The following is a 12,754-nucleotide window of genomic DNA, read 5'->3' as shown; positions in this document are numbered from 1 at the left end:
CCACTCCCCTCCCCCCATGCGCAGGCCCGCCCCCTTTCCTTCGATGGAGCATGCCATGAACGCGATGACACGGATGGCAGCGGGTTCGGGCAGCCTCGCGCTCGACAGGCTAGAATGGCAGGCACTCGCCATCGGCCTGCGCGAAGCCGAGGCGTGTGGTTGCGGCGGCGTTGCCCCGCCCTCGCGCCTCTCGCGACTCTGGACCTTCCTCACTGGCCGCGAAGCGATCCGCCCGCTGGCCGATCCTCGGCTCGAAACGCTGCGCCGCTTCGTCTGCCGCCTCCACTGGAATTCGCCCGACACCGAAGCGATCGGCCGGGAACTGGTGGCCATGGGTTATAGCCGCAACCAGGTGACAGCCATTGCCGCGCTCGACGGCAGAATTAACATAGATTTATCAAATGCTTGACTGCAACAAAGCTGTAGTTTCAGAGTCATTGCGCTTTCGCCGAGCTGACGGCCAACCGTAGCATTAAGCCATTATTAACCCTCGTTTATTCGGTTCAAACGAGGAGCAACAAGATGAAGAGGGCTTTGATGATGGCTGCCACGCTGGCGGCGACGGCGGTTGCGGCACCGGCTTATGCGTCAACCGTGATCGATTTCGACAATTTCGGCACCTATGCAGGCGGCGCCTATCATGAGGACGGCTTCGTTCTCTCGGGCAATTTCTGCAACAGCACCACCGGCAAGTGCCTCAACGCAGTCGCTCCGGGCAGCAGCATCGATAGCGACGGTGTTTCGGTGCAGAAGGCGAGCGGAGCCGCCACCACCTTCACCATGCAGCGCGAAGACGGCGCCGCCTTCCAGTTCGGATCGCTGGAGTTCGGCAAGCTCAGCACCGCCGGCAGCACCTATTCGTCGACCTATCAGTTCTTCTTCACGCTGGCCGACGCCGACCAGACGGTCGTGACCAAATATTTCACTTTCCTGCACAGCAACCCGACCCCGATCACCGCCCATCTGGCGACCTTCGACGGCTTGGGCGACATCCTGAAATTCACCTTCCGCAACCAGAGCACGGCGGGCCAGTTCGACAATATCACGCTGCTGCCGGCGACCGCCGCGGCGGTGCCCGAGCCCGCCACCTGGGCGATGATGATCAGCGGCTTCGGCCTGGTGGGTGGCGCCATGCGCCGCCGCGCCAAGGTGCAGCCGCTCCACGCATAAGCCGCACACCATCGACAAGGGGGCGGCGGGTGCGAATCCGCCGCCCTTTTCATTGGGCAGAAGCCGGTTCAATTGCGCTAGGATAAGCAAGCGCGTCGCAATGGAGCAAAGCATGACCGACCTGCCCGATATCGAACATGTCATCCTGCCGCCGGTCCGCGACCTCGGCGACGGCTTCCAGGTCCGCCGTGCGCTGCCGTCCGCCAAAAAAAGGATCGTGGGATCGATGGTCTTCTTCGATCAGATGGGGCCGGCGACTTTCAACGCCGGTGACGGCCTGGACGTGCGGCCCCATCCGCATATCGGCCTGTCGACCGTCACCTATCTGTTCGACGGCGAGATTCTTCATCGCGACAGTCTCGACTCGGTCCAGCATATCCGCCCCGGCGCGGTGAACTGGATGACCGCGGGTAGCGGCATCGTCCATTCCGAACGCACGGGTGATGAGGTACGCACGTCGGGGGGCTCGCTCTACGGCATCCAAACGTGGGTGGCGCTGCCGAAGGCGCTGGAGGAAACCAGCCCAGCCTTCTCGCACCATCCCGCCGACACCATTCCGCAAATCGACGGGGACGGCCTGACGATGCGCCTGATTGCCGGTGCCACCGAAGGTATCCGATCGCCCGTGCCGGCGCTGACCGACATGGTCTATGGCGATCTGCAGATGCAGGACGGGGCACGCTATTCCTTCCCCACTGAGCATATCGAACGCGCGGTCTATATCGTTTCAGGCAGCATCTCTGTTGCCGGGCAGGACGGCCGCTTCGAGGAACATCAACTCGTAATCTTCCGCCCCGATGCCGAGATCGTCGTCACCGCCCATGGCCCCACCCGACTGATGATCGTCGGCGGCGAGCCCTTCCCGGAAAAGCGCTACATCTACTGGAACTTCGTCTCGTCCGATCCCGACCGGATCGAGCAGGCCAAGGCCGACTGGCGCGAACGGCGCTTCGCCGACGTGCCGGGCGAGACCGAGTTCATCCCCCTGCCGCCGGAACCGGAAGCGCGCGTGCGCTATCCATAATCAGCCACTCAATCCTTGGCCTCTTCCGCGCGCACCTTTCCCCGCTCGCGCAGAGTCTCCATGTCGCGGTCGAGAAAGAAGTTGAGCGCGGTTCGAATCGCGGCGATCGCCGCCAGCTTGCCGATATCGTCCCAGCTTGGCGCCAGCGTCGTCTCGACGATGTCGGCGGCAAGCTGGAAGGTCAGGCCAGCGACCAGCCACCGCCCGAAGGCAAGCCATACGGGGCGCAACTCGTCTTCGTGCGCCTTGAACAGCAGGAGCCGGCAAAGGCCGATCGCGCCCTGGACCGATCCGATGGCGATGGCGCCAATCGCGAGGATATTGACCCCGAGCGCGATATATTCCGCCAGCGCATGTGCGATTTCCGCCACATCCCATCCTCTTGCCCAGGGGAGGAAAGGTGGAGGCGGCTTTAACGCCTGCCAATCAGGACAATTGCTGAGGCGAACTACATCTCACCGCGTTCGCGGCGGATCTTGTACCACTTCTGCACATTGGAATTGTGCTGTTCGAGCGTGTCGGCGAACACGTGGCCGCCCTTACCGTCGGCCACGAAATAGAGCGCCTTGCTCTGCGCCGGATCGAGCACTGCCTCAATCGACGCGCGGCCGGGATTGGCGATCGGCCCCGCAGGCAGGCCAGCAATCGCATAGGTGTTGTAGCCGTTAACAGCGCGCAGTTCCGACTGGCGGATGCGGCGGCCGAGCGGCTTGCCCTTGGTGATCGGATAGATCGTCGTCGGGTCTGCCTGCAACCGCATGCCGATCCTGAGGCGGTTCGAATAGACCGCCGCCACCGTCCGCCGTTCGGATGCAACCGCGGTTTCCTTTTCGACGATCGAGGCAAGGATGATCGCCTCGCGCGGGCTCTTGACGACCGTGGTCGGCTTGCGCGCCTTCCACGCCTCCGCCAGCGCCTCGTCCATCGCCGCCTGCATCCGCTTCAGCACCGCCGCGCGCGTCTCGCCGCGCTGGAAGGCATAGCTGTCGGGCAGCACCGATCCCTCGGCCGGGACGGCAACCTCGCCCGTCAGAAGGTCTTCCTTCATCAGCCGTTCGCGCACGAGGATCGACGGCATGCCTTCGGGGACCGTCACGAAGCGCTGCTTGACCTTGCCCTCCTGGAGCATCTCCAGGATCTGCGCGCCCGTGGCATGGGCCGGCACTTCGAACTCGCCGGTCTTGATCGGCGCGTCGGATCCGAACAGCTTGGCGAAGCGCAGGAATGTAGAGGCGGAACGGATCGCGCCCTTTTCCTCCAGCGCCTTTGCGGCGGCGGTAAGGCTCGATCCTTCGGCGATCGTCACCGCGACCGGCTTTTCGGCCGGGCCACGAATGCCCCAGTCATACCAGAAATAGCCCGCCGTCCCGATCGCGACGGCGAGAACGATCAGGAAAAGGCAGCCGATCCGACCGCCGCCGGAGGAACGCTTGCGCTTGCGGGCCATGCCCTTTTCCTCCGGCGATCTTGGGTCAGACGGCGCGCATCACCAGCGACGCATTGGTGCCGCCGAAGCCGAACGAATTGTTCAGCACCGCCTTCACCGACCGCTTCTTGGCGACATGCGGCACCAGGTCGACGCCCTCGCAGCTCTCGCTCGGATTATCGAGGTTGAGCGTCGGCGGCACGATCTGGTCGCGCAGCGCGAGGATGCAGAAGATCGATTCGACCGCGCCGGCGCCGCCCAGCAGGTGGCCGATCGCGGACTTGGTCGACGACATCGACAGACCGTTGATCGAATTGCCAAACAGGCGGCGAACCGCACCCAGTTCCAGCTCGTCGCCGAGCGGGGTCGAGGTGCCGTGGGCGTTGATATAGTCGATGTCCGACAGCGCCAGGCCAGACTTCCGCATCGCCATTTCCATCGAACGGAACGCGCCCGAGCCCTCGGGATGCGGCGCCGTCACATGATAGGCATCGCCCGACAGGCCGTAGCCGATCACTTCGGCATAGATCTTGGCACCGCGCTTCTTGGCCCGCTCATATTCCTCGAGCACGACCACGCCGGCGCCCTCGCCCATGACGAAGCCGTCGCGATCCTTGTCATAGGGGCGCGAAGCCTTTTCCGGCGTGGCGTTGAAGTTGGTCGATAGTGCCCGCGCCTGCGCGAAACCGGCGATACCGATCGGGCAGACCGTGCTTTCCGATCCGCCGGCCAGCATGACATCGGCATCGTCCATCGCGATCATGCGCGCGGCATCGCCGATCGAATGCGCGCCCGTCGAGCAAGCGGTGACGACCGCGTGGTTCGGGCCCATCAGGCCATATTTGATGCTGACCTGGCCCGAGATCAGGTTGATCAGGCGGCCATGGACGAAGTGCGGCGAAACGCGGCGCGGCCCTTTTTCATAGAGCACGATCGATTCGCTCTCGATGCCCGGCAGGCCACCGATTCCCGAGCCGATCGAGCAGCCTGCGCGGAAGCGTTCTTCCTCGCTCATGTCGGTAAGGCCGGCATCTTCGAGCGCCTGGCCGGCGGCGTCGATGCCGTAGACGATGAAGGGATCGACCTGGCGCTGGACCTTATGGTCCACCCGCTTGCCCGGATCGAAGCCATAGGCATGGTCGGCGGGCTTCACCTCGCACGCGATCGTGCAGGGAAATTCGCTGGCGTCGAAACGGGTGATCTGCCCCGCGCCCGATTTGGACGCGATGATATTCGCCCATGCCGTTTCGACATCCGCGCCCAGCGGCGTCACGAGCCCCAGTCCGGTCACCACCACGCGCCGCATGGCATCCTCCACAAAAACGTCAGAAAAACGAAGCGGCTCCGCGCCCCCTTGTGTCAATACCCGGGGTCGGGGAGCCGCTGCTTGTCTCGGCCTAGCCGGATCGATCCGGCCGGTTCCGCTGGCTCAGCCCAGCCGGGCCTCAGCCCTTGTTCGCGTCGATGTAGCTGATCGCGTCCTTGACGGTGGCGATCTTCTCGGCCGCATCGTCGGGGATCTCGACACCGAACTCTTCTTCGAACGCCATCACCAGCTCAACGATGTCGAGGCTGTCGGCGCCCAGATCGTCGATGAAGCTCGCTTCTTCGTTCACCTTGTCGGCTTCGACGCCGAGATGCTCGACGACGATCTTCTTCACGCGCTCGGCGGTCTCGCTCATATTCCCAACCTTCCTTAGGGTCTGTTTGCCGCTGCCTAACCGGGCGGCTGCAAGCTTGCAAGCTTGCTTTGTTCACATTCAGATCATCGCCATGCCACCATTGACGTGCAAAGTCTGTCCGGTGACGTATCCGGCCTCCTTGCTGGCAAGGTAAACCACAGCCGCGGCGACATCGCCACCTTCGCCCAGCTTGCCCGCCGGGATCTTGCCGAGCAGGGCTTCTTTCTGCGCATCGGGCAGCACTTCGGTCATGGCGGAAGCGATGAAACCGGGCGCAACGCAATTTACCGTGATGTTGCGGCTGGCAAGTTCCTGCGCCAGCGCCTTGGACATGCCGACCAACCCCGCCTTCGACGCAGCATAGTTCGCCTGGCCCGGATTGCCGGTCTGTCCCACGACCGACGTGATGGAGATAACACGGCCGAAGCGCGCCTTCATCATCGGCTTGGCCGCGGCGCGGATCAGTCGGAACGCGGCTTCCAGATTGACGCGGATCACCTGATCCCATTCCTCATCCTTCATCCGCATGGCGAGATTGTCGCGCGTCACGCCGGCATTGTTGACGAGGATGTCGAGCTTGCCGCCCAGTGCCTCGACTGCGCTGGGCACCAGCCCGTCGACAGCTGCCGCGTCCGAAAGATTGCAGGGCAGTGCGACATGATCGCCGCCCAGCTCCGCGCGAAACGCCTCCAGCTTCTCGACATTGGACCCGGAAACCGCGAGCCGGGCGCCTTGCGCCGCAAGCGCCTTGGCAATCGACGAGCCGATCCCACCCGAAGCGCCGGTCACCAGCGCAGTCATGCCTGTCAGGTCGAACATGTTCTTTTCTCCGTTCTCAGATCGACTTCAGCAGCGCTTCGATATCGTCCATCGATATCACGCTCGTCGCAGTGGCGTCCGGTGCGATGCGCTTGACCATGGGGCCGACGACCTTGCCGCCAAATTCCACGAAATCATGCACGCCGGCGTCGAACATCGCCGCGACGCTCTCGCGCCAGCGCACGGTGCCGGTCACCTGCTCCACCAGCAGCTTGCGAATCGTGTCGGGGTCGGCGACCGGCGCGGCGGTGACATTGGCATAGACGGGCACCAGCGGCGCACGCAGATCGGCCGCGGCGAGCGCCTCAGCCATCGCATCGGCGGCGGGCTGCATCAGCGGACAGTGGAAGGGCGCGGACACCGGCAGCAACACGCCGCGCTTGATGCCATGCTCCTTCACCAGCGCCACCGCGCGATCGATCGCGCCCTTGTGGCCGGAAATCACGACCTGGCTGGGATCATTGTCATTGGCGACGGTGCAGACTTCGCCCTCGGCCGCCACATCCGCCAGTGCGCGTGCCTTTTCGACATCGGCGCCGAGCAAGGCCGCCATCGCGCCCTCACCCACCGGCACCGCCGCCTGCATGGCCTGGCCGCGCAGCTTGAGCAGCTTCGCGGTGGTCGCAAGGTCCAGCGCCTCGGCCGCACAAAGCGCCGTATATTCGCCAAGCGAGTGGCCGGCGACGAAATCGGCCTTGTCGGCCAGCCGTATGCCACCTTCCCGCTCCAGCACGCGCAGCGTCGCGATGGCATTGGCCATGATCGCCGGCTGGGCATTTTCGGTAAGCAGCAGATCGCCTTCGGGCCCTTCGGCCATCAGGCGGAAGAGGTGCTGGCCCAGCGCCTCGTCGATCTCCTGGAACACCTCGCGCGCCACCGCGCTGGCTTCGGCGAGCGCCTGGCCCATCCCGACAGCCTGGCTGCCCTGCCCCGGAAAGATGAATGCGCGCATAGCGTGCCCCCTGTTCTGCTATATTCTCGATGCCGCCGCGTTAGAAACTGCGCCGCTCCCATGCAAGGCCGGACGACATATCTGCATGGTTCGTCGCATCGCCATGCCCTTCATTATCAGTGCCATGCATTTGCCATCCACATCTGTTAGAAGCCTCCTGGCGGGGGCGCAGTGGGAGAGTCTGATGGCCAGCTACCGCCTGTTCCTGTGGTCCAGAACGGAAAACCGGCTCCGCGAGAGCGATCTTGCCGCCGAACCCGGCGCAGACGGTGCGGAGCTGCTCGAAGCCTTCGATCATGTCGGCCGCTGCGCGCTCCACGCATCGGGCAGCGAATTGCCGGAACTCGATAACCTGCCCGTGTTGAGCAAGACGGCCCGCGCCCGCCAGCATCTCCGCGCCGCCCGGCGGCTGCTGGAGGATCTCGGCGAATATGTGCTGGCGGCCCGCACCGCGGTCCCGCTCGCGGAACTCAACCGCCGCGGCTCGGACGACGGCGATCGCGACCAGCCCCGCTTGCTCCCGCATCTGCCAGCCTGACCTCGGCACCCGGATATACCGGCTCCGCCCCCGCTGACTTGCGTTTCCGGCCGATCTGCGTCATAGGCGCGCCAACGATGCGGGCGGAGGCTTGTCCTTCCGCCCTTGTTGTTTTCAAGAAAGCCGGAGGGGCGGTCGCGATGGGCGCGGTCGTCAGCGATCGGCAGAAACTGAAGGACACGCGACATGCCTCTGTACGAGCATGTGTTTCTCGCGCGTCAGGACCTCGCTCAGGCGCAGGTCGACGCGTTGGCGGAAACCGCCACCAAGATCATCGAAGAAGGCCAGGGCAAGGTCGTGAAGACCGAGACCTGGGGCCTGCGTGGTCTCGCTTATCGCATCGCGAAGAATCGCAAGGCGCACTATGTCATGCTCGAATTCGACGCGCCTGCGCCCGTCGTCGCCGAGCTGGAGCGCCAGACCGCGATCAACGAAGACGTCATCCGCTACATGACCATCAAGGTCGATGGCCATGAAGCCGGCCCGTCGGCGATGATGCGCCGCAACGAGCGTTCGGAGCGCGACGGCCGCCGTGGCGACCGTGGTGATCGTCCGCGCGGCGACCGCGAAGACCGTCCCCGTCGCGACCGCGACGATCGTGACGCGGCCTAAGGGAGAATAGACACATGGCACGCCCCTTTTTCCGCCGTCGCAAGAGCTGCCCCTTCTCCGCGAAGGACGCTCCCCGGATCGACTATAAGGATGTCCGTCTGCTCCAGGGCTTCGTGTCCGAGCGTGGCAAGATCGTCCCGAGCCGCATCACTGCGGTTTCCGCCAAGAAGCAGCGCGAACTCGCCAAGGCGATCAAGCGCGCCCGTCACATCGGGCTTCTCCCCTACATCGTGAAGTAAGGAGCTCCGAACATGGAAGTCATCCTGCTCGAGCGCGTCGAGAAGCTGGGCGCAATTGGCGATGTCGTCACCGTCAAGAACGGTTACGCCCGCAATTTCCTGCTTCCGCGCAAGAAGGCGCTCCGCGCCAACGAAGCGAACAAGAAGGTGTTCGAGGCGAACAAGGAACGCCTGATCACCGAGAACGCCAAGCGTCGTGAAGGCGCCGAGGCCGATGCGAAGGGCGTCGACGGCAAGACCGTCCAGCTCATCCGCCAGGCTTCGAACGTCGGCCACCTCTATGGCTCGGTCGCCGCGCGTGACCTCGCCGAGGCCCTGGAAGCCGATGGCGTCAAGATCGCCAAGAGCCAGATCGTGCTCGATCGTCCGATCAAGACGATCGGTCTGCACGAAGTGAAGATCGCGCTCCACCCGGAAGTGTCGATCACGATCAAGGTGAACGTCGCCCGCAGCCCCGAAGAAGCGGAGCTGCAGGAACAGGGCGTCGACGTCATGGCCTCGATGTTCGAGCGTGACGCCGCCGGCTTCACCGAAGATTATGATCCCAATGCCGAGCCGGGCGAAATCGCCACCGACGAGGCTCCGGCCGAGGAAGAAGCGGAGGGCTGAGCCTTCCGCTTCGGCACCGACCGATAGAAAAAGGGCCGTCCGGAGCGATCCGGGCGGCCCTTTTCTTTAGCTTTACGATCTGAGCCGTAAACGCCCGAAGGCTCAGTAGCCCATCAACTTCAGCACTTCCGCGCGCGACCGTTCGTCATCGCGGAACACGCCCATCATCCGGCTAGTGGTCATCACCACGCCTGGCGTCTGCACGCCGCGCGCCGTCATGCACGCGTGGGTCGCCTCGATCACCACGGCCACGCCATGCGGCTGCAGATTGTCCCAAATGCAGTCCGCCACTTCCGCCGTCAGCCGTTCCTGCACCTGCAATCGACGCGCGAACCCGTGGAGCACGCGGGCGAGCTTGGAGATCCCGACCACCCGGTCCTTCGGCAGATAGGCGATCGCCGCCTTGCCGATGATCGGTGCCATATGATGTTCGCAGTGCGACTGGAACGGGATGTCCTTCAGCAGAACGATCTCGTCATAACCGCCCACTTCCTCGAAAGTGCGGCTGAGATGCTGGGCGGGATCATCGCCATAGCCGGCGCAATATTCCTTCCAGGCGCGCGCAACGCGCTTCGGCGTATCGATCAACCCTTCGCGCGAAGGATCGTCACCGGCCCAGCGGAGCAACGTGCGGATGGCGTCTTCGACATCGTCGGGCACCGCGATCTTCGCGGGGGGTTCCATCATCTCGCCCATGGCGACTCCTATCCTCGCTTCGCTATCCTTGCGGACGCGCCTTGCGGATAGCGCCTAGACAGGCAGGCTGCGCTTGCCAAGCTTTGCGAAACGGTCCTTCCGCCCCGAAGCCATAGAAAAAGACGCAAAGTGAAAAGCTTTCACTCCGAAGCCGCCATAGCCTGTTCGCAACGAAACGCGCTCAGCCGCCGGTGGAAGTCACACGAAACCACCTTCGGGGAGGAGCGGCAATTGCTATGACTCAGCGCTCAACCGGGGCTCGCAGCGAATCAGTCGATTCGCGCAACCTGCAGCGTTTCGGCAGGCATTACGCGGGCAAGATCGGTGCTGATGCGGCGTGCGCCCGCCTGGTTGCCACCCACGGCGCGGATCAGTTCGGGGCAGCCGACGACGATGGTCTGAAGTCCACCCGCTTCGGCGCGAACGCGCGCCAAGCCGTCTTCGTTTTGCAACATTTGCTTGGAAATTGAGCCGGTTGCGGCCGGCTCCCCGAGACGATCTGCAACGACATGGCGGACAGCGATGGCGTCGACGCCATTTTCGACAAGGAGGCGATAACCCTGATCCTGCGCTGATGCAGGCGCCGCAAGCGATGCCGCCGCGGCACAAATCAACAGTCCACCGATCGAAGCAATGCGCATCCCGTAACCCTCTCTCCACACCCATTGACGCTTTGCGCTCTTTTGGGTTCCTGGAACCTGCACCGAAGGCAGGGGGTGACGCAAGCCCGCACGACAAGCTAGGATCGCCGCCGTGATGAATGTCGCCGCGATCGCCCCAGATGAAGCCATGGCGTTGGAACACGCGACCGCGGCTCCGATGCTGGCCCAGGTGGAGCGCTGGGCGGCGATCAACAGCGGCTCGCGCAACCTTGCCGGCCTTGCCGCCATGGCCGGCGAACTGGCAAATGCCTTCGCGACGCTTCCGGGCGATCTTTATCTCCTCGATCCCACCCCTGTCGACGCCGTTGCGCCGGATGGCGCCCGCGTCGATCTCGCCCACGGCCGCAACCTGCATCTCAAGGTGCGGCCGGAAGCGCCGGTGCAGGTGCTGCTCACCGGCCACATGGATACGGTGTTTGGCGTGGATCATCCCTTCCAGGGGCTGAATTGGATCGATGCCGGCACGCTCAACGGCCCCGGCGTCGCCGACATGAAAGGCGGCATCGCGGTCATGCTTGCCGCCCTTGCCGCCATCGAAGCGAGCCCGCTGTGCCGGCGCCTCGGCTATGAGGTCGTCCTCAACAGTGACGAGGAAGTCGGCTCTCCCGGCTCCGCAGCCCTGATCGCCCAGGCCGCGCGCGGCAAGGTCGCCGCCCTTACCTACGAACCCTCCGCTTTGCCCGATGGCACGCTTGCCGGCGCGCGGCCGGGCAGTGGCAATTTCTCGATCATCGTCACCGGCCGCGCCGCCCATGCCGGGCGCAACCCGGAAGACGGCCGCAACGCCCTCGTCGCCGCGGCCGATCTCGCGCTCCGCCTCGCCCGCACCGCCGGTCCCGGCCTGTCGGTCAATCCGGCGAAGATCGACGGCGGCGGCCCCAACAATGTCGTGCCCGATCATGCCGTGCTCCGCGTCAACATGCGACCGATGACGCCGGAGGATGAGATCCGCGGCCGCGCCGCGCTTGATGCCGCGGTCGAGGAGGTGGCAGCACTCCATGACGTCAGCATCCATGTCCATGGCGGGTTCGGCCGTCCGCCCAAGCCGATGGATGCCGCGGCCGAGCGCCTCTACATATTGGTCAAGAATTGCGGCGCCGAACTTGGCCTGCCGATTGGATGGCGAGCCACAGGCGGCGTGTGCGACGGAAATAATATCGCTGCCTGCGGGGTGCCCGTGGTCGACACCATGGGCGTCCGCGGCGGCGCAATACATTCGGGGGAGGAATATCTGATCGTCGAGTCCTTGGGCGAACGCGCCCGCCTGTCCGCACTCGTGCTGCTTCGTCTCGCCGCCCGGGGCCGGCCATGAGCTTCGTCATCCGGCCATCGCGCCCCTCCGACATCGATTCGCTCTATGACATGGCGAAGCTCACCGGCGGCGGCTTCACCAACCTTCCGGCGGATCGCCCGTCACTGACCGACAAGCTGGCCCGCTCCGCCGAAGCCTTCGGCAAGACGGAGGAAAGCGGCGGCGACGATCTCTACGTTCTGATCCTGGAGGATGTATCGACCGGCAAGGTCGCGGGCACCGCCCAGATCTTCTCGCAGGTCGGGCAGCGCTGGCCCTTCTACAGCTACCGCCTCGGCGTGCTCAGCCAGACGTCCAAGGAGCTCGACCGCACCTTCCGCGCCGAGATGCTGACGCTCACGACCGACTATGAAGGCTATTCGGAAGTCGGCGGCCTCTTCCTCCACCCGCGCGAGCGCGCCGGCGGCCTCGGCCTGCTGCTCGCCCGCAGCCGCTATCTCTTCATCCGTCAGCATCGCGCCCGCTTCGGCAATCGCGTGCTTGCCGAGCTGCGCGGCGTCATCGACGAAGCCGGGGGATCGCCCTTCTGGGACGGACTCGCGGGCAAATTCTTCGGCATGAATTTTCAGGAGGCCGACGCCTTCAACGCGGTCCACGGCAACCAGTTCATCGCCGATCTGATGCCCAAGCACCCGATCTACACCGCCATGCTGCCCGAAACCGCGCGATCGGTGATCGGCCTGCCCCATCCCAGCGGGCGCGCGGCGATGCGGATGCTGGAAAATGAAGGGTTCCGCTACGAAGGCTATATCGACATCTTCGATGGCGGGCCGACCATGGCGGCTTCGATCGACGACATCCATGCGATCCGCGACGCCGCCGATGCGACAGTTGTAGGCACCAACGCGCAGGAGGGGCTGAACGTGCTGGCCGCCACCGGCCGCCTCGCCGATTTCCGTGCCTGCTACGCGCTCGCCGATGTGGATACGGACGGCAAGGCCGGCGTCGACCGCGCCGCCGCCGATCTGCTCGGCGTCAATCCGGGTGACACCATCACCTTCGTCGCACGCTGA

General features: G+C 64.7%; 17 protein-coding genes. 9 read left to right on the top strand and 8 right to left on the bottom strand.

Annotation, left to right across the window (positions count from 1 at the left end):
* The first annotated feature begins 55 nt into the window (after window positions 1-55).
* The 3 genes from ACFB49_RS05140 to ACFB49_RS05130 all read left to right on the top strand — a co-directional run bounded on the left by ACFB49_RS05140 (window position 56) and on the right by ACFB49_RS05130 (window position 2,194).
* Complete coding sequence (locus ACFB49_RS05140; RefSeq protein ID WP_380876811.1) at window positions 56-409, top strand: hypothetical protein; 354 nt, start codon at window positions 56-58, stop codon at window positions 407-409.
* A 113-nt stretch (window positions 410-522) separates the two neighbouring features.
* A complete protein-coding gene (locus ACFB49_RS05135) occupies window positions 523-1,170 on the top strand; it encodes a PEPxxWA-CTERM sorting domain-containing protein (protein WP_380876808.1) in 648 nt (215 codons plus the stop codon).
* 112 nt (window positions 1,171-1,282) lie between these two features.
* Window positions 1,283-2,194, top strand: a complete 912-nt coding sequence (locus ACFB49_RS05130) for a pirin family protein (protein WP_380876805.1) — start codon at window positions 1,283-1,285, stop codon at window positions 2,192-2,194.
* An 8-nt stretch (window positions 2,195-2,202) separates the two neighbouring features.
* Here the strand turns inward: ACFB49_RS05130 and ACFB49_RS05125 are convergent, their stop codons facing one another.
* From ACFB49_RS05125 to fabD, 6 genes are all read right to left on the bottom strand, one after another.
* Window positions 2,203-2,565, bottom strand: a complete 363-nt coding sequence (locus tag ACFB49_RS05125) for a DUF1622 domain-containing protein (protein WP_380876802.1) — start codon at window positions 2,563-2,565, stop codon at window positions 2,203-2,205.
* Between the two features lie 77 nt (window positions 2,566-2,642).
* Entirely contained in the window at window positions 2,643-3,641 is a 999-nt protein-coding gene (gene mltG / locus ACFB49_RS05120; RefSeq protein ID WP_380876799.1) for an endolytic transglycosylase MltG, read from the bottom strand.
* A gap of 25 nt (window positions 3,642-3,666) precedes the next feature.
* Window positions 3,667-4,926 (bottom strand): beta-ketoacyl-ACP synthase II, encoded by a 1,260-nt coding sequence (gene fabF, locus ACFB49_RS05115; RefSeq protein WP_380876797.1) that lies wholly within the window; start codon window positions 4,924-4,926, stop codon window positions 3,667-3,669.
* Window positions 4,927-5,065: 139 nt separating this feature from the next.
* Window positions 5,066-5,302, bottom strand: coding sequence for an acyl carrier protein (locus ACFB49_RS05110; protein ID WP_010125011.1), 237 nt, complete (start codon window positions 5,300-5,302; stop codon window positions 5,066-5,068).
* Between the two features lie 78 nt (window positions 5,303-5,380).
* On the bottom strand, window positions 5,381-6,121 hold the full coding sequence (gene fabG, locus ACFB49_RS05105; protein WP_380876793.1) for a 3-oxoacyl-[acyl-carrier-protein] reductase: 741 nt from the start codon (window positions 6,119-6,121) through the stop codon (window positions 5,381-5,383).
* Window positions 6,122-6,137: 16 nt separating this feature from the next.
* The gene (gene fabD / locus ACFB49_RS05100; RefSeq protein ID WP_380876790.1) at window positions 6,138-7,073 is read right to left on the bottom strand and encodes an ACP S-malonyltransferase; all 936 of its coding nucleotides are present in this window, start codon (window positions 7,071-7,073) and stop codon (window positions 6,138-6,140) included.
* A gap of 184 nt (window positions 7,074-7,257) precedes the next feature.
* On the opposite strand from fabD, the gene ACFB49_RS05095 reads away from it, so the two are divergent.
* From ACFB49_RS05095 to rplI, 4 genes are all read left to right on the top strand, one after another.
* On the top strand, window positions 7,258-7,611 hold the full coding sequence (locus ACFB49_RS05095; RefSeq protein ID WP_380876787.1) for a hypothetical protein: 354 nt from the start codon (window positions 7,258-7,260) through the stop codon (window positions 7,609-7,611).
* A 186-nt stretch (window positions 7,612-7,797) separates the two neighbouring features.
* Window positions 7,798-8,223: a 30S ribosomal protein S6 gene (gene rpsF / locus ACFB49_RS05090; protein WP_380876784.1), complete on the top strand. Its 426-nt coding sequence runs from the start codon at window positions 7,798-7,800 to the stop codon at window positions 8,221-8,223.
* 14 nt (window positions 8,224-8,237) lie between these two features.
* Window positions 8,238-8,462: a 30S ribosomal protein S18 gene (rpsR, locus tag ACFB49_RS05085; protein WP_010125005.1), complete on the top strand. Its 225-nt coding sequence runs from the start codon at window positions 8,238-8,240 to the stop codon at window positions 8,460-8,462.
* Window positions 8,463-8,474: 12 nt separating this feature from the next.
* Entirely contained in the window at window positions 8,475-9,071 is a 597-nt protein-coding gene (gene rplI / locus ACFB49_RS05080) for a 50S ribosomal protein L9 (protein WP_380876780.1), read from the top strand.
* 102 nt (window positions 9,072-9,173) lie between these two features.
* Here the strand turns inward: rplI and folE are convergent, their stop codons facing one another.
* Both folE and ACFB49_RS05070 read right to left on the bottom strand, forming a co-directional pair.
* The gene (folE, locus tag ACFB49_RS05075; protein ID WP_380876778.1) at window positions 9,174-9,767 is read right to left on the bottom strand and encodes a GTP cyclohydrolase I FolE; all 594 of its coding nucleotides are present in this window, start codon (window positions 9,765-9,767) and stop codon (window positions 9,174-9,176) included.
* A 269-nt stretch (window positions 9,768-10,036) separates the two neighbouring features.
* Entirely contained in the window at window positions 10,037-10,621 is a 585-nt protein-coding gene (locus tag ACFB49_RS05070; protein WP_380880151.1) for a hypothetical protein, read from the bottom strand.
* Here ACFB49_RS05070 and ACFB49_RS05065 point away from each other — a divergent pair.
* Window positions 10,524-11,741: a hydrolase gene (locus ACFB49_RS05065; RefSeq protein WP_380879838.1), complete on the top strand. Its 1,218-nt coding sequence runs from the start codon at window positions 10,524-10,526 to the stop codon at window positions 11,739-11,741. The genes ACFB49_RS05070 and ACFB49_RS05065 overlap by 98 nt on opposite strands.
* The gene (locus ACFB49_RS05060) at window positions 11,738-12,754 is read left to right on the top strand and encodes an arginine N-succinyltransferase (protein WP_380876776.1); all 1,017 of its coding nucleotides are present in this window, start codon (window positions 11,738-11,740) and stop codon (window positions 12,752-12,754) included. Before ACFB49_RS05065 ends, ACFB49_RS05060 begins: the two co-directional genes overlap by 4 nt.

This window comes from Sphingomonas sp. DBB INV C78, from assembly GCF_042693015.1.
GTDB lineage: Bacteria > Pseudomonadota > Alphaproteobacteria > Sphingomonadales > Sphingomonadaceae > Sphingomonas_E.
The sequence above is the reverse complement of the archived record's forward strand: the minus strand, read 5'-3'. Positions and strand labels throughout refer to the sequence as shown.